Origin of the sequence: Brevibacillus sp. Leaf182 (assembly GCF_001423865.2) — a bacterium.
GTDB lineage: Bacteria > Bacillota > Bacilli > Brevibacillales > Brevibacillaceae > Brevibacillus > Brevibacillus brevis_C.
Map to the genome: position 1 here is coordinate 462,972 of NZ_LMPN02000015.1, position 21,415 is coordinate 484,386.

At 47.6% G+C, this 21,415-nt stretch carries 15 protein-coding genes and 1 pseudogene; 4 read left to right on the top strand and 12 right to left on the bottom strand.

Translation table 11 applies throughout. The features are described from left to right. Positions 1-4,452, top strand: a 4,452-nt coding sequence (locus ASG16_RS05035; RefSeq protein ID WP_241970689.1) for a collagen binding domain-containing protein, incomplete at its 5' end; no start/stop codon positions are given. A gap of 53 nt (positions 4,453-4,505) precedes the next feature. On the opposite strand, the gene ASG16_RS05040 is transcribed toward ASG16_RS05035, so the two are convergent. Continuing rightward, entirely contained in the window at positions 4,506-5,456 is a 951-nt protein-coding gene (locus tag ASG16_RS05040; RefSeq protein ID WP_056489093.1) for a lipase/acyltransferase domain-containing protein, read from the bottom strand. A 241-nt stretch (positions 5,457-5,697) separates the two neighbouring features. On the opposite strand from ASG16_RS05040, the gene ASG16_RS05045 reads away from it, so the two are divergent. After that, entirely contained in the window at positions 5,698-7,320 is a 1,623-nt protein-coding gene (locus ASG16_RS05045) for a family 10 glycosylhydrolase (protein ID WP_056489319.1), read from the top strand. A 106-nt stretch (positions 7,321-7,426) separates the two neighbouring features. On the opposite strand, the gene ASG16_RS05050 is transcribed toward ASG16_RS05045, so the two are convergent. The 3 genes from ASG16_RS05050 to ASG16_RS05060 all read right to left on the bottom strand — a co-directional run bounded on the left by ASG16_RS05050 (position 7,427) and on the right by ASG16_RS05060 (position 10,116). Further along, positions 7,427-8,362 (bottom strand): hypothetical protein, encoded by a 936-nt coding sequence (locus ASG16_RS05050; protein WP_056489090.1) that lies wholly within the window; start codon positions 8,360-8,362, stop codon positions 7,427-7,429. Next, a complete protein-coding gene (locus tag ASG16_RS05055) occupies positions 8,331-8,918 on the bottom strand; it encodes an RNA polymerase sigma factor (protein WP_056489088.1) in 588 nt (195 codons plus the stop codon). Before ASG16_RS05055 ends, ASG16_RS05050 begins: the two co-directional genes overlap by 32 nt. Positions 8,919-9,018: 100 nt before the next feature. After that, on the bottom strand, positions 9,019-10,116 hold the full coding sequence (locus ASG16_RS05060) for a nitric oxide synthase oxygenase (RefSeq protein WP_056489085.1): 1,098 nt from the start codon (positions 10,114-10,116) through the stop codon (positions 9,019-9,021). A 396-nt stretch (positions 10,117-10,512) separates the two neighbouring features. Between ASG16_RS05060 and ASG16_RS05065 the strand changes: the two are divergent. Continuing rightward, positions 10,513-10,932 (top strand): annotated as a pseudogene (locus ASG16_RS05065) (DUF4280 domain-containing protein); the annotation flags it as partial. A 969-nt stretch (positions 10,933-11,901) separates the two neighbouring features. Continuing rightward, positions 11,902-12,195: a hypothetical protein gene (locus tag ASG16_RS05070; protein ID WP_056489083.1), complete on the top strand. Its 294-nt coding sequence runs from the start codon at positions 11,902-11,904 to the stop codon at positions 12,193-12,195. 378 nt (positions 12,196-12,573) lie between these two features. On the opposite strand, the gene ASG16_RS05075 is transcribed toward ASG16_RS05070, so the two are convergent. The 8 genes from ASG16_RS05075 to ASG16_RS05110 all read right to left on the bottom strand — a co-directional run bounded on the left by ASG16_RS05075 (position 12,574) and on the right by ASG16_RS05110 (position 21,110). Then, a complete protein-coding gene (locus tag ASG16_RS05075; RefSeq protein ID WP_056489081.1) occupies positions 12,574-13,140 on the bottom strand; it encodes a glycerol-3-phosphate responsive antiterminator in 567 nt (188 codons plus the stop codon). 1 nt (position 13,141) lies between these two features. Continuing rightward, the gene (locus ASG16_RS05080; RefSeq protein WP_056489080.1) at positions 13,142-13,963 is read right to left on the bottom strand and encodes a sugar phosphate isomerase/epimerase family protein; all 822 of its coding nucleotides are present in this window, start codon (positions 13,961-13,963) and stop codon (positions 13,142-13,144) included. Between the two features lie 18 nt (positions 13,964-13,981). Then, complete coding sequence (locus ASG16_RS05085; RefSeq protein WP_048035320.1) at positions 13,982-14,785, bottom strand: carbohydrate ABC transporter permease; 804 nt, start codon at positions 14,783-14,785, stop codon at positions 13,982-13,984. A gap of 14 nt (positions 14,786-14,799) precedes the next feature. Beyond that, positions 14,800-15,687: a carbohydrate ABC transporter permease gene (locus tag ASG16_RS05090; protein ID WP_007717821.1), complete on the bottom strand. Its 888-nt coding sequence runs from the start codon at positions 15,685-15,687 to the stop codon at positions 14,800-14,802. Between the two features lie 27 nt (positions 15,688-15,714). Then, positions 15,715-17,031, bottom strand: coding sequence for an ABC transporter substrate-binding protein (locus tag ASG16_RS05095; RefSeq protein ID WP_056489077.1), 1,317 nt, complete (start codon positions 17,029-17,031; stop codon positions 15,715-15,717). 25 nt (positions 17,032-17,056) lie between these two features. Beyond that, positions 17,057-18,157, bottom strand: a complete 1,101-nt coding sequence (locus tag ASG16_RS05100; protein ID WP_056489075.1) for an ABC transporter ATP-binding protein — start codon at positions 18,155-18,157, stop codon at positions 17,057-17,059. A gap of 61 nt (positions 18,158-18,218) precedes the next feature. Next, positions 18,219-20,300 carry a glycerophosphodiester phosphodiesterase family protein gene (locus ASG16_RS05105; RefSeq protein WP_056489073.1) on the bottom strand — a complete coding sequence of 694 codons (2,082 nt, stop codon included), beginning with the start codon at positions 20,298-20,300 and terminating at the stop codon, positions 18,219-18,221. Between the two features lie 21 nt (positions 20,301-20,321). Continuing rightward, positions 20,322-21,110 (bottom strand): HAD-IIA family hydrolase, encoded by a 789-nt coding sequence (locus tag ASG16_RS05110; protein ID WP_048035324.1) that lies wholly within the window; start codon positions 21,108-21,110, stop codon positions 20,322-20,324. Positions 21,111-21,415 lie beyond the last annotated feature (305 nt).

A 21,415-nucleotide genomic window follows, 5' to 3' on the forward strand; every position in this document is an offset into this window, starting at 1 on the left:
CCGGGCACAGGAACTCCTACCGATCCGGGCACAGGAACTCCTACTGATCCGGGCACAGGAACTCCGACTACTCCGCCGGGCACGGGAACTCCGACTACACCACCTGTTGAACCACCAGTTCCTCTACCCGAGGTACCGGTACCAGTTCCAGACCCTGAAGACAACATCATCAAAGACAACATCATCACCAGCGTAGTCATGAAGGACAAAGACGGAAACAACATTGAAGACATCCGCCCCGATCAGGGCTCGCGTGTTCAAGTTGATTTCACTTGGCAAATCCCTGCTGGACATCCTTACTCAGAAGGTGCCACCTTTACCTTCCCTCTCCCAGACAAGTTTCGGACCGATCGTGATTTGACCGGAGATCTGAACGGAGGCTACGGCACTTATGAAGTGACAACAGACGGCACTGTCACCTTCACTTTCAGTGATGCCATCAATGATGGCGCTGAGATCAATGACGGAACGTTCTTTGTGTGGCGGGAATTCGATGAGAAAAAGTTTGAGGGCGGCACGAGACAGGAGATCGATTTCAAATTCGATGGCATCGCCCCGATCTCTGTCCATTTCAAAGGCAAAAACAACAATGAAATCGACAAGAACGGAAAAGCAAACAAGGGCATGAATCCTAGCTATCTCGACTGGACCGTCGATTTTAACCTGAGTGAAAATCCGATTAAAGGCGCAGTCTTTACGGATGAGCTTCCAAGCGGTCTGGATATCGACATGAGCTCAATTAAGGTCTTCCCATTAGAAGTTCAGTTGAATGGCTCTGTTCATCCAAAGGCAGAGGTAACCACCTTCACTCCTGAGAAATTAACAGAAGGAAACGGGTTCAAAATTAACTTTGGCGACATCGACGGTGCTTATCGCGTCGCGTACAAGACCAACGTCACCGGTACGACAGATACAACCTACACGAATAAAGCCACTATCACAGGAACGAACCTTCCAAAGGATTTAATCGATTCCGCGAATGTCTCTGTCCGGTTCAGCCAGCCTTTGAACAAAAAAGCAATTGGCTATGATTACACCAAACAAACGATCACCTGGGCTATTCAGTACAACTACAATGAAAAACTGATCAAGCAAAGCGATGCATGGCTCGAGGATCGATTCGATACGAGTCATCAAGAGCTCGTGAATGGTTCCTTTACCGTTCATAAAATGACCATTGGTGACAACGGAAACGGAACAAAAGACGGGGCTGCCATCACAGAGTACAACGTAATCCCATCGCCTACCGGCTTCCGCTTGGAGTTTGGCCATGACGTGTCGGCTGCTTACGAAATCACCTACCAAACCAAAGCCAAAAATCGGGTCCACCAAGACAGCTACCTCGTGAAAAATGAAGTAGAAATCTATGATGGAACCAAAAAAGATGCATCCAGAGAGATCAATCAAGCAATCTTCTGGAAAAACGCAAAAAAGGAAAAAGTGAACTACCTGGATAAAACGATCGAATGGACGCTTAGTCTAAACGAAGACAATCAGGTGATGGATGAAGTCGTCATTACCGACAGTTATGCGGGTCAAGGGCTCACTCTTCTTCCTGACAAAGTAAAAATCAACGATTGGACAAAGGATTTGGAAGAAGGTCCTGACAAAGACTACAGCATCTCTCCGAATCCAAAATACGAAGACGGATTCAAGATCACCTTCCACAAACCAGTCACAAAAGGTCTAGTCATTACGTACCTGACGAAGTTCGATCCTACTTCCAAGGACCGTCCATCTGTGTACCAAAACAAGGCCGAACTGAACTGGAAGGAAAACGGGAAACCACAAGACCCTATCACGAAATCCGCTACTGTTAAACCAGACAACTACACCAACAATAACGGCAACAAAACGGGTACATACGACGCCCGCACAAAAGAAATCACGTGGACAATCGATGTGAACTACAACCTTCACAAGATTAACAACGCGATCATCCGGGATTTTTATACCGGAGAACAAACTTTTGTGAAAGACTCGTTACGAGTGAATAAGCTGCTGCTTACAGGTGGAGCAGACGGCGTAAAAGTGGTCGAAGGACCAGTTGTTCCTATCAAATTCGACCCACTAACCAACGGTTTTGAGCTCCATCTTGGAGAGATCGACTCTGCCTATCGCATCACATACACAACCAGTTTGGCTAATCTGCCTGTCGGAGAAGTGTACGAAAACAATGCCACTATGCATGATAGTGACATAACAGGCACTCCACTCTATAAAGGCAAGACGACCGTCAGACCGAAATACGGTGGGGAGTACGTCCTCAAAACAGGCGTACAAGGTACAGGAGCAGATTCAGAGTATGCAACATGGACTGTAAAAATCAATCCGAGCCAGTCTCATATTTCGGCAGGTGCTGTTTTAACCGATACCCTGTCAAGCAATCAAATCCTGATGAAAGACTCCTTCAAACTCTTTACGACAACCGTCTCTGAATCCGGTTCTTTGGCTATCGGAAAAGAAATGGCCTCCGAGGACTACACGCTAGAAGTGGTCGGCAACACCTTTAAACTGACTTTCAAAAACGATCTGCACACTGCCTACATCCTGGAATACCGTTCCTTTATCAATGCTGATCATGGTGAGGTCATCAAAAACGAAGCCTCCTTTGCAGGGAAAACAGTGGTAGGTAAAGGCAAAGACGGACAAGAGGGTATCAAAGTCAGCTTGTCCGGTGCTGGTGGCGGAGCCAGCACACCTGGTAAAGGCGACTTAAAAATCGTCAAAACAGATGCAGATACGAAAAAAGCATTGGCAGGCGCTACGTTTGGTCTGTACGACAAAGCAGGGAAGACCTTGCTGGAAACAGTCGTGACTGATGAAAATGGCGTTGCCACCTTCAAAGGCTACAAATTTAAAGCCTACAAGCTAAAAGAACTATCCGCTCCTGTTGGCTACGTCATCGCAGACGAGTACAGAAACGGAAAAGACATTACCTTAAAAGCTCCTACCGGTGCTGACCCTGCTGTTCCAGTTACAATCGAAATAACCGTCGACAACAAGCTGCTTCGTCAAGGATTTGAGTTAACCAAAGTTGACGCGGAGAATACTGGAAAAACGTTGGAAGGCGCTGTCTTCAATCTACAGGTTGAAAAGAGCGGAGCATACGAAACGATCGCTGAGCTGACAACCGGCTCTGACGGAAAAGTCTCTAAAGGCGATCTGGCAGAAGGAAATTATCAGCTAGTCGAAACGAAAGCTCCGAAGGGATACAAGCTGGATGCGACTCCTATTTCATTCAAAATCGCCTCCAACCAGACAGAAATTGTGACCCTTACGAAAAAGAACGCCAAAAATATCGGGTCCGTTCAATTGCTGAAAGTGGACCACTACACCAAAGAACCACTTCCTGGCGTAACCTTTGAGCTTCAAGATGCTGACGGGAAAGTACTGCAAAGTGGACTCACAACGAATAAGGACGGTATCCTTCTCCTCGAGAACCTGAAAGCAGGATTCTACCAGCTCGTGGAAACTAAAGCTCTTGCTGATTATGAGCTTGCTGAACCACTGAAATTCGAAGTGACAGAGGAAGGCACGACCTCTCTCACGTTGACCAACAGATTGAACCCAGGATCTGTGAAACTGACCAAAATAAGAAAGGGATACCCAAATCATAAGCTCACAGGAGCTGAATTTACGCTCCGCGATGAAAATGGTCAGGTAACCAAAGACAAGAACGGTCAAGAGCTGACAAAGCTGACAACTGATGCAAACGGTGAACTTCTAGTCGAAGGCCTAAACCCTGGCAAGTATGAGTTTATCGAGACAAAGGCTCCTACTGGTTATGTAATAAACAGCAAGCCAATTGCTTTCGAGATTAAACGAAACCAAGTAGTTGGCGAGCATGTGCTTGTTACTGCCGAAAATGACGTAACCTCTAGTGGTGGCGGCGGTGGTGGCGGTGGCGGCGGAAATCCTGAGCCAAAACCTGAACCGGAGCCCGAAAAGCCAGAACCGAAGCCAGAGCCTGAACCAGAACCAAAACCAGAGCCCGAACCGGAAAAGCCAGACAAACCGGATAAACCAGACAAACCGGATAAACCAGACAAACCAGATAAACCTGGCAAACCGGATCAGCCTGGCAACCCAGACCAACCTGGCAAACCGGACCAACCTGGCAACCCAGACCAACCTGGCAACCCGGACCAACCTGGCAAACCGGACCAACCTGGCAACCCAGATCAACCAAGCACTCCTGATGCAAGCAACGACAACACTACGAACCCCAACACTTCAGGAGAGTTGAATCAAATAAGAAATACAACCAAACCGAACGATTCAGGAGCTGCTAATAACTCCAATGTCTTGGAAACCAGCAACGAATCTCCATCTACAGGCAAAGTATTGCCGCAGACTGGCGAACAGGCTAACCCAATCCCGATCGTTGCAGGTATCGTTTCGATCTTGATCGGTATGTCGATCATGTATCGCAGAAACAAAAAAGCATAGCTCATCTAAAGGACCAAGTCCAGGGGATTTCCCGGCTTGGTCCTCTTTTTTCCCTACTCTAGCAACTGCCGGAGTAGCGGTTCACTTTTATACAGAATCTCCAGATGTGTCGCCTCTACGTAATACCGCTCACCTTCCAGCGCAAATACACTGTTTGCCATGACACTCCCATCCCCAGCGTCACTATTGATCGAACCCACTACTCTGCCATCGACCCATTTATCGGGAGACAGCGAAGGGACTGTTCGCAGGTAATGAATCGTTTCGTGTCCGATACCAGCTACCAGCGTGACGCGAATATTGCGGGCTGCGATAATCCCCATCGTTGCGTTCAAGTAGTCCATGTATTGATTTTTCACGACAATCTGTTCATAAGGTACGAAGGCTTCGACCCCCTGTGTTTTCTCCAGCAAATAATCGCCATATGCTGCTGATGGAGTGAGGTCAAGGAGACTGGGAAAATGTCTGTGAATAGCTTGTATACGATGAAAAGGGATGCTTTGCTCCAAATAAGCCAGATATACATTCATGTATAGCTCTACGACATTTCTTTTGGCAGAAACGGAGCGCGGCAGCTTCCCCCCTGCCCAATAGCTGTAGGCGACAGGCGATCCGGCGTTGGGAGTCGCAAAAATGAGCAGCTGATCCACATCGTTTTGGTAAAATTTGCTCTGGACATAGGCTCTAGCAACAAGGCCCCCCATGCTATGGCAAATGAGATTGACATAAGGGGAACCGGTCGTTTGCCTCGCTCGCTCGATGACAGGCAGCAAAAAGCGCTCGGCTGAAATATCAATCTGCCTTCGCCAATCATAAAAAGCGACAAATAATTGTTCATTGAGGGGGTACCCCATTTTTCCAAGTAAACGGATAAATGGCTCGTAAGCTGTTCGGGCAAACCCGAAGCCCCAGTCACCAGTACCCGGAATAATTTGATCACTCATCGACCCAAACAGCCCCGGAACAAAAACAATCGGTGCCTTTTGCGCAAGAAAAGAACTCATGCTTGCACTCCTCTCCCTCCCTTTTGTCCCATGACCAGAAGGAAAACAACATATGCTTTTGCCTATGCCAGAGCAGCTTGGGTGGTTCCCTTGCATCGATGAGTCTCGTCATTTTTTGCCGAAATGGAGCGAATCGTTACAATTATCTTCCCACTTGAGCGAAACAAAGCGATATAATAAAGCGTCTAACGAATTGGCTAATGTAGTAAGCAAATCTATACTTGTCGGAGGATTGGCAAAAATGAAGGTACGCAAGTGGTTTATGCTTTTGCTAATGTTCGTACTATGTATTCCAACGATGGGGATATCCGTGCAGGCCGCGCAGACATCCTCTGGCATCAGCATCTATTTGGACGGGCAACAAATCAAAAGTGACGTCGCTCCGTACATTGTTCCAAAAGCAAATGTAACGATGGTTCCCATGCGAGTGATCGGTGAAAATCTGGGAGCGGAAGTAAATTGGGAGCCAAAGTCTCAAACCGCAACGATCAGTAAGCAAGATACCTTGTTGTCCCTGCAGGTTAATCAAAAGAACGCTCTCGTGAACAACAGCAGCGTCCCACTCGATGCTTCTGTTCAGAACAAGCAAGGAAGAATCATGGTTCCGCTGCGTTTTGTCTCCGAGCAATTGGGTCTTGCGGTAAACTGGGAAGACAAAACAAGAACCATTCGCCTGCAAAGCGGCAACGTCGCTACCATGACTCCGCCACCACAGGATGTATTGAGTGAAACTGGCGGAATGGAACCAGCCACACCTGTCGTGACAAACGGAGATTTGCGCGGGGTATGGATATCTACGGTCTACAATTTGGACTGGCCATCTTCCGGTTCTTACGCAAACCCAGCGAAACAGCAACAAGAATACATACAACTGCTCGATGAGCTGCAAGCCATGGGAATGAACGCTGTTTTCGTGCAAGTGCGTCCATCTGGAGATGCGCTGTATCCTTCTACACTCACCCCATGGTCGAGATTTTTGACGGGAACCCCGGGGAAAGATCCTGGCTACGACCCCCTTGCATTCATGGTAGAAGAAACACATAGACGCGGGATGCAATTCCATGCTTGGTTCAACCCGTTCCGTGCCACTACGGATGCCAAAACAGATCAATTGCCAGCGAATCACGTGATCAAGCAGCACCCTGACTGGATTGTGAATGCCAACAAAAAGCTGTACATTAATCCGGGTATTCCGGCGGCACGTCAGCAAATTATCAATGAAGTAATGGAAGTCGTGCAGCGCTACGACATCGATGGCGTCCATTTGGATGATTATTTCTATCCTTCCAATGTCGCCTTTGCAGACGATGCAGCATTCAAGGCTTACAACAGCAAAAAAATCGTGTCGAAAGCAGACTGGCGCCGCGATAATATCAATCAGTTTGTTCAACAATTGAATCAGTCCATCAAGAGCGTCAAGCCTCACGTTCAGTTCGGGATCAGTCCATTCGGTGTATGGCGCAACAGCAACGTCGATCCAACCGGCTCCGATACAAAAGCTGGCGTTACTGCGTATGACCACATGTTTGCCGATGTGCGCACATGGATTCAACAAGGCTGGATCGATTATGTAACTCCGCAAATTTATTGGAGCTTTTCCTTCGCCCCTGCCCAATACGACAAGCTCGTTACGTGGTGGGCAAACGAAGTACAAGGGACGAACGTCAAGCTTTACATCGGTCATTCCCCTTACAAGCTAGGAACGGCTGAAGCTGGCTGGCAGAGTGCCCAGGAGATTATTAACCAGTTGAATTACAACGCGATGGTTCCTCAGGTTCAGGGCAGCATTTTCTTTAGCGCCAAGGACCTGCGGAAAAATCCACTCGGACTTCTCCCGGCGCTTACTAGCTACTTCAATCGGTAAATGACAGGGCTTGAAGATGCCTAGTCCATGAGAAGACAAAAACCCACGATCGGTACTTTGACAAGGAATGTTGTCCAGTACCAACACGTGGGTTTTCTTTTTATCTCTATTTTTTTTGAATCACGGCATTTACAAATTGACTGATATTATCTTTGGTCAATGTATTTCCTCTCGAAGATACTTCGTACTGTATTTTCTTTCCAGAAATCTCAACAACCCAGACTATGCTCTTGTAAACCCTATCTTTCCTGGTTTCTTCTGTATACAGCACTTCGATTTGCCCAACCTTAACTACCTGTTTTTTCTGCTGATCCAGGTCTACTATATAAGTTGTGCTGTCTTCTACCCCTTCATAATTCCTGATGTTCAAATGGATATAATTTTCCCCAGACTTATACGTTGCCATTAGTCTATCCATTTCATTCGTCCACTCCAATGGCTGTATGACGTATTCCTTTTTCTCCTGCTCTGCCTTTTTGTACAACGCTTCCTTGTCGAACTCCTCCTTGATGCCAAAGGTAAGAGCGGCATCCGAAAAGGTAAAGCCTCCTGGCAATGTCTCAGGTACAAATATCTGATTACCCAATTTCTGGCGAAGATCAGCCAAAGTGCTAAACGCAAAAGGGTTAAAGCTCTTTTCGATTACTTTTGTTGGATTGTGAACGGCGATATAGAGTGCGGCAGCAGTTCCCGGCTCCAAGCTGCTCTCAATTTCCCAGCGCTTATTGTCGTATTTCTCCGTTTCAGGATCGAGTTCTTGCACGATTTCCGATTTACTATCAAATTGCGAAATATCTTTCTCCTGATACAAAACCTCACCTTTTTCATTCTTCAATTGATAGTACTGTACAGCAGCATACCCCGTTGTGAGGCTTGCAATTAATCCGATCGCGACTAAAATACTCACCTTGTATTTCACAAAAAATCTCTCCTTGTCTCGTTTGATTTTTGTCATGACTTGATTGCTAATGTCAATCTCCTGCGGGATGCGCGGGTCATTGAACAGGTCCTTAATACTCTTTTGCGATTTGTTTGGACTCATCTTGAGCTGACCCTCCCTTCCCTAGCGGAGAATAAGCGGATCGGAACTTCGCTGCAGTGCGCTCGAATTTTTTTCGCAAGCTCGCTGCGTTTTTGTTCATGATCAACGAAATTTCCTCGTACGTTTTTTCTTCCACGCCGCGCAGCAAGAGGAGTGTTCTTTCCTCCACCGAAAGTGTTTGCATGGCGAGGAATACATCCTCGCTGAAATAAACATTTTCAATATGCCGCTCAATGTCTGATTGAGGTTCTTTGGCCTGCATCAAAAATGGCAACACTCTTGTCCATTTCCTTTTCCTGATGAGATCAATGCAATGGTGGTAGGCTATTTTATAAAGCCAAGCTGCAAACGGCATGGTTGGACTATATTTTTTCAAGTTGCGATAAGCCTTGAAGAAGACCTCCTGTGTGGCGTCTTCCGCTTCGTATCTGTTCCCCAAGATGTGATAGCAATAGTGAAATATGGGGGTTTGGTAGCTTTTCATGATGTCGGCGTAGCGGTCATCCGCCCCCTGAACAATCTCATTCAGGAGTTCTTCTATCTGTTTCGTGTCCACTCTCTCCCTCCTTCCAACTGGTATAACGTACCATATGCCCCTTGATGTGACATCCACGCAAAAAAAATGCCGCGAAGCAAATTCGCGACATGTGAAAGCCTTATTTTTTGCCGAGCTCCGGCTTGTCTTGGTAAAAGAAATTCGGCGTATGGATTGTGTTGTCGTACAGACTATGGAAAATGTGTGTAGCTGTTCCGGAGATCGGCGGAACCAGCCATGTCCAGTCACCAGTAACGGGTCGACCACATTTCTCTTCTCTTTCCTCAAAGCGCTTGAACTGCTGACTCGCCGTATGGTGATCGACTATCGATACTCCTTTTTCCTTGAAGGAATGTAGGACGGCTACGTTCAGCTCGATAAGCGCTTTGTCTCTCCACAGTGTCGCTTCCCTGCTCGTATCGAGCCCCATGACCTCTGCGACCTTTGGCAGCATGTTATATCGTTCTTGGTCAGCGAAATTGCGCGCACCTATCTCCGTTCCCATGTACCAGCCGTTAAAAGGCGCGGCCAAATAGTCGATACCGCCAATCTCCATGCGCATATTCGAAACAATAGGAACCCCGTACCATTGCAATTCCATATCAGCAAAGCCCGGCAAATCGGGATGCACGATCGGTACCTCCAAGACTAGCTTCTGTGGTATCTCAAAAAACTGCGGCGTCCGATCTCCAATCTGCACGACAAGCGGTAAAACGTCGTAGTTAGTGCCTTTCCCTTGCCATCCCAAGCTCTCACATAGCTTCGTCAACGAAAGCGAAATCGGGTCACCCAGTACGCCGTATTCTGTCTCGTATCCCGCGTAGCGAATCAATTGGTCGTTCCAGATGCGCATGGGAGCTCTGCCCGATACGGCAGGTGCAAAAACGGTGATGGTCGGTCGAATTTTCCCTCCATTGGTGGCAAAATCGATGTGTCGGAGCATGGCCTGCGCCATCTCTTCTTCTGTTTCGACATGCCGCTCATCTATCACCACTAACGATTCCCAAAAGAATCGCCCAATACATCGATTGCTATTGCGCCAGGCCATTTTCGCTCCGTGACGAAGCTCCTCGGCCGTATGCTCATAGTATCCCTGCTGGTGAATCAGCTCTCGTACTTCTTGCAGCCGTTGCTCGGTTTCATCCGTTGTCTTGTCCAGTTCACGATAGCATGTCCGAATAAATTGCTCTGCCGCTTCCATCAGTTGAATTGGTTCCATATAACCCTCTTTTCACGCTGAAGGGTGTCACTTCGCTGTTATTTTCTTCATCGTAGAATTTTGTTACCTACATTATAAAATTACTTGTGCTTGATTACCAATCATGTAGGCATATGGACACATATCTGTAAGAAACATTGGCCGACGTGGTACTACGCACGATAAACAAGTAGCTTTGGTAAAGAGACGATTGTTTTTGGATGGAACAATCCCAAATACCTATGTGTATATAAGCGAATACACAACTTTATATCTATTGTTAGCGACCGACTTTTACTCGATATTTCATTATATGGGCATAATTTACTTTTTATATATGGATTGGATATCTAACGAACCAAACAACATGAACACTTTTCATCTGAATCGAAAATTTTACAGAGAGGAGGAGACTCTATGCCCAATATTGAAGGTATCACCGTCCAGAAGTCGAATGCTGAACGAAAGAGCTATGTGGTTGTTGGTGCCATTTTATCGTGCAGCAGCGGAAGTCAACTCAGTCGTTTAAAAATGCCATTCAGCCATGGTGTTTTTGTAAAAGGGAAGCCGCAAATGAATAGCATGGACTTCGTTCCCAACATCAATATTATGCCATTTGGAAAGTGCAGCAGCTTGAAAAATCCCGCGGTCGCCTCTGCTACAGCAGCCAATAACGGCGTACTAACGCCGATGCCGTGCACACCAGTGATGACCATGGCATGGATCGATGGTAAACCAGATAAAATAGTAGGCGGACATCCAGCTTTGCTGAACAAATCAACAAATATGTGTTTCCACTGTGGGCTGATCAAGATAGAGGATGACGGTCAGGATTTAGGTGGTGTTACCGTAGGAAAACAGTCGCCCGCAAATAGCGAATCAGCCAATGCCAATTTTGAACAAGGACCAGCTTGTGAGAAGCCACAGGAAAAACCAAGCATGTGGGATTATTTCGTCAAAGGTATCTCGAAGCTGGGAGACGTTCCTGCTGCGATGCAAAAAGCGGCAAGTGAGCTGCCAGGGGCTTTGGAGAAAGCAACAAATGATTTGCCAAAAGGTTTGCAGAAGGCGGCAGAAGATTTGCCTAAGGGTATTGGAGTGTTTGTAAGGGAAGGTTATATCGAGCCAATACAAGAAGATTTGAATACGTTGCGTGATGATAAATTCAATCTCGCGGATGGAATTGCACTTGGTGGCCTTGCTTTGAATGTACTTACGCTGGGGAGAAGTAAAAACATTAAGAATGTAGTGAATGTGGAAAGGAAGAAAAAGCAGGGGAAGGGTAAAAATTTTATTGATACTAAAGGATATAGAAATGATACACCTCTTACCCAGGAACAAACAGATGAATTGGTTAGTTATGCAAAAAAGTTGGGTTTCCCAGAAGAGAACATTCACATTGCCGATAGTGTAAACACCACGCCTACAAGCATAATGTATGATACGATTCTGATAATTAATAATGATGTTTTTCCATCTAAATTACCAACCAAAAATCCAAATTCATTGATTAGTGGTAAGGGTACTATAGCACATGAAGTAGTTGGACATTATGAGACAGTTAAAAAGGGAACTGCTTTTAATCAATATGATTTAATAAACAATGAGATGGTATTAAATCCAAGAAATTATGCTCTAGATGAAGCACAAGCTAGTATAAGGGCGGCACGATTTGCTCCAGAGTTAAGCCAAGCAGAGAAAAGGATGCTTATAAAAGATGGTATTCAAAGACTAAGAAACGCAAATTTGAAGATTAAAGATGTCAGGCATTTACTAGATATTGTTGAAAGATAAGGAGAAATACAAATGATGTATGAACATATCATGCGGGTGGGAATGACCATTAATGATAAAAAACGAGGGGGAATTATTTTAGGAGGAGTTGATCCAACGTTCTCCTCAAACAATACAAAAGTACCAAATATTGCTGACAAATATATTATGGTCAAAACCACAACAGAAGAATTAAAATTTAAAGTTAAGAAAATGGATCTTTCAACTTCCATCACAGGAAATCTTAGTATTGGAATTAACATTTATGATTCGGATGATTTTATTAAGATAAAATCAGGTGATGAAGTGTTGCTAGTATTGGATTGAGTAATACATACGGGGTTGAAGCCTATGTCCTATTTTGAGCCGGCTGATGTCTTGGGCATCGCAAAAGCCGAACTGATCGAACACTAGATTCGAAAAGCGGCCTGATGCCTTGCAAGAAATGCTGCGAGAAGCCGCCTAATTATCCAATCTGCAATTCGTTACGAAAATCGCTGAAAAGTTCCTTGAATCTCCCCGTCAAGATACTGAAACGGTGTTGAAACGGCTATATGATCTAACTGTTATCATCACAGACAAAGGAAAAGACACGTATGAAGGTCAAAAAAGCTAACCTTAAGCAACCTCCGTCATAGCGTGAAAACAATGGTTGGAGTTGATAATATACAAAAAAGACAGGTGCTTACACACCCGTCCTTTCTCCTAAACAGTCATATGATTCCACATCTCCGACTTACTCAACGAAACAGCATCTGCTCCACCCTTCAACGCTTCGTTGACCTGCTCCATATTCCAAATCAACCCGCCCAAAATAATCGGTTGCGACAAATGCTCCTTGATATACGAAATAATAGAAGGCGCTATCCCCGGCATGATTTCAATCGCATCCGGCTGGTTTTCCAAGACGTTTTTGATGGTCGTCGTGAGGGAGGTCGAATCGATCAAAAAGACTCGCTGGATCGTCAGCATCCCTTCCTTTTTGGCTGCGCGAATCATCGGTCCTTTGGTAGTGACAATGCCCGTTGGTTGGATATAGGTCGACAAAAAACGAAAAGCCTCCTTGTCATTGGACAAGCCATTCATGAGGTCTGTGTGCAAAAAGATCGGCTTGCTAGACTGACGGATGGTCTCGGCTTCCTCCATCAGCTTGGTCAGCTTTCCGTACATCAAAAGGATCGCGCATGCTCGGGACGCCATCGCCTCTCCCAAGCGATCCTGTTCGGTCGCCGCAATAACCGGATTCGTTTTCAAAATCGTATGCATGTCCATGTTATTCGCCTCCTGCCCTCAGTAGCCGTTCAACACTTACCTCAGCGCAGCCAAGCTGCTTTGTCTCTACAACCCAATGACCCGCGAATCCGTTGTCTTTTAATAGAGACAGAATCGATTCGAATGGGATCGTTCCATCACCTATTGCCAAATGATCGTCCAGCTTGCCAAAGTTATCACTCAGGTGAAGAGCGGATAAATAAGGAAGCACCTCCTGCAATGCATCAATCGCATATCCCGGACGAATCAAATGAGCATGGCCTACGTCGTACACGATCCCCACGCGAGATGAGTTTACATGACGGCATATACGCACGAGATCCTCGACGTTCCACCCCAGCACTTTTGGATAAGGAGGAACATTTTCGACCGTCAGTATGGTTGTACTCTCTGCGGACAGCTCGGAGGTCAACACGCGGAGTGCCTGACTCACATTTTCCACACCTCTGGCACGCTCTGTTTCCGCGAGTCGATCTTCTACCTCCCCCGCATGCATCACGACGTGGGTGCAGTCGAGAAAGCTGGCAATCTCCAGGCAGCGCTTCATCGTGTCCATTGTTTGATCCCGGGTTGGTCCTGTATCCGCCGCCAGATTGCAGCCACTAATCGGTGCATGAATCGACCAGGCAATCCCGCTCTCGTCTCCCAGCTTCTTCAACTCTTTCAACTGCTCCCAGGACCAGTCCAAGAGGTCGGCATGATTCTCTTCACACATAATCTCGATGCCCTTCCAATCATGCTGCAAAAGCTGAAAGATAGCATTGCGCAAGGACAGATCAAATACCGCATAAGTGGATACGGCAAACGAGCTTTTGTCTCTCATCTTTCATGACCCTCCCTCTTATTTCACGCCGGAGTGGATGAAGCTGTTGATAAACTGCCGCTGGAACAACAAAAATGCCAGCAACAACGGGAAAATTACCATGACCGTCGCTGCACTTACCTCGGCCCACTGCGCCCCTGTCTCAAACGATTGGGCAAAAATCGCCAGACCGACTGTCAACGGGCGATTTTCCACGGAATTCGTAATAATCAGCGGCCACATAAAATTGTTCCAATGGTAGCTGACCGAGACCAAACCAAACGCAATGTAGGTCGGCTTCGCTAACGGAACGTACACCCGCCACAAAATCTGGAACCAGGAGCATCCTTCCATCCGTGCCGCCTCCTCCAGCTCGTGCGGGATTGTCTTGAAGGTTTGTCGCAATAGAAAGACCCCGAAGGCTGAAGCGAAGTACGGCAGCATAATGCCGATTTTGGTATCCAGTAAAGACAAGTCACGCAGGACGTTATAGTTGGGGAAAATCAAGATATCCGCCGGGACCATGAGCTGGATCAGAAACAGGACAAACAGCACATCCTTCCCCCAAAATTGCAGCTTCGCAAAGGCATAGGCTGCCAGTGTAGCCGTGATCATTTGCGCCACCAAAATACCAGTCACGATCAAAAAAGTGTTGATGTAGTACTGGTCAAAGGGCGCTGCATCCCACACCTTCGCAAAGTTATCGAGTGTAAAATCTGTACTGAACGACCACGAAGTCGCCAGCTCTCTCGGGCGAAAGGAAGTCCAGACCGCCCAGAGCAAAGGGAACAACCAGAGAACGGCCAAGCCGTACATTCCAGCCGTTGTGATTTTGCGAAGCATCTGCCATCCCACCCTTAGTTGTAATGAATCTTTTTATCCATACCAAAAAACTGAAAAGCAGCGACTAACAGCAGCAGCACGACCATGACAATCGTCAATGCCGAAGCCATTCCTTGATCCCAGAAAGAAAACGCCGTCTCGTATATGTAGTACAGCAAGAGATTGCTGGCATTATCCGGCCCACCTTTGGTCATGATCACCAAATGATCAACCAGCTTGAAAGAGTTGGTGAAGGCGATAATACTGACAAACATCGTCGTTGGCATAAGCAGCGGAAAGGTAATGCGGCGAAAAACCGTCCACGATGATGCCCCTTCCATGGAGGCGGATTCGTATAGCTCCTGTGAAATGTTTTGCAGCCCGGCCAAATAAAAGATCATGAAATAGCCCGCTTCCTTCCAAATGACCATGAAGATCATCGCCCACATCACATTTTTCTGATCGCCGAGCCAGTTCATGTCGCCTTTTCCGAACCACTCCATCACATGACTAAGCGCTCCGTACTCCGGTGTGTAAATAAACAGCCAGATGTTCGCCACTGCAATCATCGGAACAACTGTCGGGTAAAAATAAGCCGTGCGGATAAAGCTCTTCCCTCGTAATGCCTTGTTGGCGAACAGAGCCATAGCTAGCGCGAGAGCCACACTCGTCGGCACCGTTCCGATGGCAAACCAGATATTATTGGTCAGCACCTTCCAAAACACTTCATCTTCCACCATTTGTTTATAATTATCTATCCCGTTAAAAAACGGCTCTGGAGAACCCAGATCCGCTTGATGAAAACTGAGTATGAACGTTTGTATAACCGGATAGAAGGTAAACAGCAGCAGGAAGATGAGGGAGGGAAGGAGCAAGAGCCAGGCGTACATGTTCACTTTCCATTTTGCGCGTAGTTCCCCCATTGTCGCTCCCCCATTACCTTGCTTGATTTATTTGTTAAACGGCGCCAACATCTTGTCCGCTTCTTCCTGCGCTTTTTTCAATGCTTCCGCAGGCTCGGATTGACCAGTGATCACGGATTGCAGCGTGTCGTTCAAGAGCTTTGTCACTTTACCGTTATTGTGTGTAGAAAGCTCAGCATGACCGAATTCCAACTGATCACGAGCCACTGCTGCTGCCGGGAAGTCCTTGACGTATTGCTTCATAGTCTCTTCTTCATAAGCAGACTTTCGTGTAGCAACGTAACCCGTATCAACGCTCCACTGTGCAGCGCGCTTAGGCTCGGTCATAAAGCGTATGAACTTCCATGCCGCTTCCTGTTTCTTTGCATCCGTTCCCTTGAACATGTAGAAGTTGCCGCCACCTGTCGGGCTGCCGTAGTTCTTTTTCGCTGGCAAAAACGCTACGCCAAAATCAAACTTCGCGCTTTTCTTCACGTTCGTCAGGTTCCCTGTCGTATGGAACATCATCGCCGTTTTGCCTTCCAAGAAATCAGACGGTACAGTCGCCCACTCGTTGACTCCTTCAGGCATGACTTGATGCTTTTTGGACAAATCTAGCCAAAATTGCAGAGCTTCTACATTTTCTGGCGTATCAAAAAACACTTTTTTCCCATCTTCGGACATCAAGTTCTTACCGTTTTGCAGGGCCAGCGCTTGGAACATCCAATACGTGAAGCTCGAGGAAGGAATCTCGACGCCGTAACGTCCGTCCTTTTTCAATTTGGCCGCGTACGAAACCAGCTCGTCCCATGATGTCGGCGGTTTTTCCGGATCAAGTCCGACTTCCTTGAACGCGTCCTTGTTGTAATAGAGCACGATGGTGCTGCGCTGGAATGGAATGCTGTATGTCTTGCCGTCTACTTGGGAATTCGCCAAGAATCCCGGGAAGAAATCATTTACGTATTCGCTGCCACCATCTTTGGCAATGAAGTCGTCCATCGGAAGGATTGCATCCATATCCATCATCGTATGCAGCTCAGTCGAGAGCATCACCGCTACGTCCGGAGGAGTTTTGCCCTGTACAGCTGCCTGTACTTTTGTCGTCGTATCCTGATAGCTGCCCGTATAGACTGGTTTGACTGTGATATCTGGGTTCTCTTTGTTAAATTCCTCTGCCATACCATCCACGATCTTGGTCAAAGGACCGCCAACCGCAACCGGATAATAGAAGGACAGCTCTGTTTTGCCTGATGAATCGGCTCCTTGCGCCGCGTTGTTCGTGGACGAAGAATTGCCACTGGAGCAACCCGTGATCAGACTCATACTCATAACGACCGCAAACAAGCTTTTGACAACTTTACGCATCGCAGTACCTCTCCCTTTTCTTTTCTCAATTAGTCGTAACTGCTAGATTTTTTCCGGTTTCTCCATCAAACACGTTCACCTGAGCTGGATCAAAACGAACATGCATGGTTTCGCCTCTTTTGCAGTGCCATTGCCCGTTCCATTTGGCCTTCCACAGCTTGTCTCCCACGGTGAATTCCACAATAGTCTCAGAACCGAGAATCTCTACTCCCTTCACGGTGACAGGGAATTGGCAGGAAGCATCAACAGATTGCCCTTCAAGGACGGGTTGAAGTGACTCTGGACGCAAACCGAGAACGACCGGGGTTTGGTCCTTGATACCGTGAAACATAGAGAGTGGCAAAAAATGCTGACCTGCCAGCTCAATTCCTGCTTGATCGCCTGCCCGCCAGATGGCAGGTACCGTATTCATCGGGGGTGCCCCCGTAAACTCCGCCACAAATAAATTCGCTGGATGGTTGTAGACGTCGAGTGGTTTTCCGACTTGCTGGACCTCTCCGTCGCGCAGGACCATCATGCGGTCTGCCATCGTCATCGCTTCCACCTGATCGTGCGTCACGTAAATCATCGTGATGCCCAGCTCTTGCTGCAAGCGACGGATTTCCGTACGCATGTGCCCGCGCAGCTTGGCATCCAGATTGGACAAAGGCTCGTCCATCAGGCAGATAGGGTGCTGACTGACGATAGCCCTTCCGAGTGCAACACGCTGTCGTTGTCCCCCGGATAATTCCTTCGGCTTGCGTTGCAAAAGATGTGCGATACCCAACATCTCCGCTACACGCTCCAACCGCTTGCCCTGCTCCGCTTTGTCTACTTTTCGAACCTGCAAACCAAACAAAATATTATCTTTTACCGTCAAATGCGGATAAAGTGCGTAATTTTGAAACACCATGGAGATGTTTCGCCCGCTCGGAGGGACTTGGTTCATCGGCTTGCCGCCAATCAACAGCTCTCCCGTGCTGATCTCCTCCAGCCCGGCAATCATGCGCAGTGTGGTTGATTTCCCACAACCAGAAGGCCCTACCAGCACGAAAAATTCTCCTGGCAGAATACGAGCACTCACTTCATTGACTACCTTCTGGCCCCCATACATCTTGGAAATGCGCCGCAATTCCACTTCAGCCACGACTTTCCCCCCTGGATCTCTCGCTGTTTTTTACGTATCACTCGACTATAACAATTGCTTACTAAGGTAATATTTGGGTATTGTAAAGTTTTTGTGCATAGTCGGTAATAATCCCCCCGACTCCCGCCTCGGTTGCTCGTTTCATATCTGCTTCCTCGTTAACGGTATACACGGTCAAAATAATTCCCCGATGCTTGGCGAATCGGATTAGCTCTGGCGTGACGATTTGATGGTTGATAAAGTATTGGGCATTCAGTTGAACTGCGTCTGTTACCTGCTTTTCGGCATACTGTTCCAGTTGTTCCTTTGGCTTGGTCCCGCTCAAGGTAAAGCCTAGTCCCAATTCCGGATTGAGCTTGGCGAAACGCTCCAATACTTCTGAGCTGAAGCTACTGACAATCACATCTTCAACCATGTCCTGCTCTTTGATGACCTTCGCCATTTCCTTTTCGTACCCAATCCCCTTTGCTTCCAGAATGAGCACTGCTTTGCCCTTGGCCGCTTCCAGCAATTCATCCATGGTAGGGATGACAGCATCGGTAATATCGGGCTGGTACCAGGAAGGATTTGCTGGGTCGAGCTTGTTCGCGTTCAATTCGCGCAGTTCCTTCAGCGTGAAATCCTTTACCTTCCCTGTCCCGTTGGTGGTACGCTCCAGATCAAAATCGTGGATCAGGACAAGGTGGCCATCCTTTGTTTTGTGGACGTCTGTCTCGATGATTTCCACACCGAGTTCCATCGCTTCTTCAAAGGCGTACATCGTGTTTTCTGGTTTTAAAGAAGGGATACCTCGATGCGCCATCACCATCGGAGGTTGCGTGATGCTTTTCTCCGGGTACGCAGCCAGCAGCTCATGTACCTCTTTTGGATCGTGTGAGACAACCCCGGCCACACCCATCTCGATCATTTCACTCGCTTGGCTCTTGTTCGCCCGATCGATTCCCCACACGGACAACCCGCGATTGCGGAAGTAGCGAATGACATCCTCCGTCATCGCCGTTTGCGAGAGAACGATCACATTGGAACGACTGCTCCTGGCTGAGCGCACGAGCTCCTTTTGCTTCTTTTCGTTCAGCTTGCCGTCGATATACACGAGGGCACCACGGTATTCATTGTTTTTCTCCCGCATCTCTTGGACGATTTCCGGTCGGGAAGACACAATGTGCACATCAGTGAGGTTCTCTTTCTGGAGCAGGCGGTCTACCTCCGCTACCAATTTCTTGTCCTCGATATGAATCACCGGGATCGCCTTGCCCTTGATCTGCTCCAGTACCTCGTCCAGTGATGTGCCATCCTGAGTGACGACTCCGTTCTTCCCGGATTTTTTCACCGGTATAAAAATGGAAGACGCTTCTGCTTCCAGGATCGCATCGACCTCGGACTTCTTGTCGTACATGGCAATCACCGTCGGCGGAAGGACAATTCCCGTCTTAGGTTCAGGGACAATCAGCACGTCTTCCTTCAGATCAGAGACCGGAATCATGTCTTTTCGGGCATTCGGTCCAAACAACAACTCACCAGGGGTCGGCTTGGGCTGATCGACAAAATCTCTGGACGCATCATTCGTATCCTTTTCCGTCAGGCGTTCCATCGAGTGTCCGCCAGCTACTCCCGGATGAGAGGTGACTCCCGGAACCTTCGCATCCATATAAGCCATCGAATCCACCACATTGTACTCAGGGTCCATCAAAATGACGTGGTCGCCGCCATTCGCCATATAAATGCTGCCTGTGGCCCAATCCGTCGGCAATAGCTCAGGGACGTCCTCCATGGAATCGAACAATTCAAAATCAGGCGTGACGTCATGGCGTTCCACGATTCCGTCAGCATAGCGGGAAATGACAATCGTCTGGTAAGGATCAATCATGGTGCCCTCCGGAAACGCATGCATCCCCTCATTTCCTCCACGCTTTTCCTCGTCGCCGATCATGTAGCCACTCAAATCAATCGGATCGTCGGAGATATTGGTGATTTCGATAAACTCGCCTGTGCTTTCATCAAAGAGAGGATCATTGACAACTTCTGTGATGAGCAAGGTTTTGCTCACCGCGCTTTGCGCCATCACGGACGGCATACTGCCTGTCACCAGACTTGCTGCCATTAGTGACCACAACCATTTTTTGCTGCTCTTTCCCAACTCCATCTCCCATGCCTCCTCGTTTTCCTACTCGACTTGCACCATGGCTTCCATCGTCGGAAGGATGTAATCTGGCTGAATCTCTGTGGCTTCCAGTTCGCGGCTGGTTGTCACCCCTGTCATGACCAGCGCCGTTTTCATGCCGCTGTTTTTCCCAAGTAAAATGTCTGTTTCCAAACGGTCACCTACCATGACGCATCTTTCTGGCTGCACTTGGAGCTGTTGAAAAACCTGATCGGCGTAGTACCGGGACGGCTTGCCAGTCATCGCCCAGACAGAGGCTCCACCAGCCGTTTCAATCGCTCTCGCCAACGCCCATGTATCAGGAATAGCTCCCCCTGGCACCGGACATAGCGGATCGGGGTTCGCTACGATCAGGTGTGCTCCGTTTCGCACAGCGTCAGCAGCCTGTTGCAGCTTTTCATACGTAAATGCACGGTCCATTCCAACCAATACATGCGTTGCTTCCTCTGCATCTTGCACCTGCTTTATATGAAAGCTCGCAATCTCTTCCTCCAAGGCAGGCTCCCCAATGATCAGGACACGCGCTTGCTCCGCATTTTCTTGAAGATACAATCCTGCCGCATAGGCTGCCGTCATGATTTCTTCCCGCCGAGCAGCCAATCCGAGCTTCTGGAGGCGAGTCTGACAAGCTGTTCTTGTCTGTACCGTCGTATTGGTCAAAAACATGATTTTTTTCTGCTTCTCCCGCAGCGCGGCAAGTGTCTTTTCCACCCCAGGAAGCAGTTCATTCCCGAGAAAAATCGTTCCATCCAAATCAAAAAAATACGCATCGTACCTATCTGTATCTAGCAAATCCCCTGCTCGCTCCTTTCATTCGAAAACACAAAAAGCCCTCATACACGGCAATAGCACAAAGAAACAAACCGATCGAACGGTCTTTTTCGAATCTATTGCTGTATGAGGGCTTTCTCCACGTCTCGACCCACTTACAGACGTTATTCATTTGGTTGATAGATCGATCATAACAAGACATTGTTAAGGGATTGTTGAGCTACTTTTGGTTTTATGTGAACAACGCCAAAACTAACCAAGTGATTGATGCCAAAAAAAGATTGCAAACTGTCTAAGAAAGAGTAAAATTCTTTGTGGATGATAAT

Coding starts and splice junctions, on each gene's coding strand:
- ASG16_RS05040 (WP_056489093.1), bottom strand. CDS start 5,456: ATGAGTTCTTTTCTTGCGCAAAAGGCACCGATTGTTTTTGTTCCGGGG.
- ASG16_RS05045 (WP_056489319.1), top strand. CDS start 5,698: ATGAAGGTACGCAAGTGGTTTATGCTTTTGCTAATGTTCGTACTATGT.
- ASG16_RS05050 (WP_056489090.1), bottom strand. CDS start 8,362: ATGAGTCCAAACAAATCGCAAAAGAGTATTAAGGACCTGTTCAATGAC.
- ASG16_RS05060 (WP_056489085.1), bottom strand. CDS start 10,116: ATGGAACCAATTCAACTGATGGAAGCGGCAGAGCAATTTATTCGGACA.
- ASG16_RS05070 (WP_056489083.1), top strand. CDS start 11,902: ATGATGTATGAACATATCATGCGGGTGGGAATGACCATTAATGATAAA.
- ASG16_RS05075 (WP_056489081.1), bottom strand. CDS start 13,140: ATGGACATGCATACGATTTTGAAAACGAATCCGGTTATTGCGGCGACC.
- ASG16_RS05080 (WP_056489080.1), bottom strand. CDS start 13,963: ATGAGAGACAAAAGCTCGTTTGCCGTATCCACTTATGCGGTATTTGAT.
- ASG16_RS05085 (WP_048035320.1), bottom strand. CDS start 14,785: ATGCTTCGCAAAATCACAACGGCTGGAATGTACGGCTTGGCCGTTCTC.
- ASG16_RS05090 (WP_007717821.1), bottom strand. CDS start 15,687: ATGGGGGAACTACGCGCAAAATGGAAAGTGAACATGTACGCCTGGCTC.
- ASG16_RS05095 (WP_056489077.1), bottom strand. CDS start 17,031: ATGCGTAAAGTTGTCAAAAGCTTGTTTGCGGTCGTTATGAGTATGAGT.
- ASG16_RS05105 (WP_056489073.1), bottom strand. CDS start 20,300: ATGGAGTTGGGAAAGAGCAGCAAAAAATGGTTGTGGTCACTAATGGCA.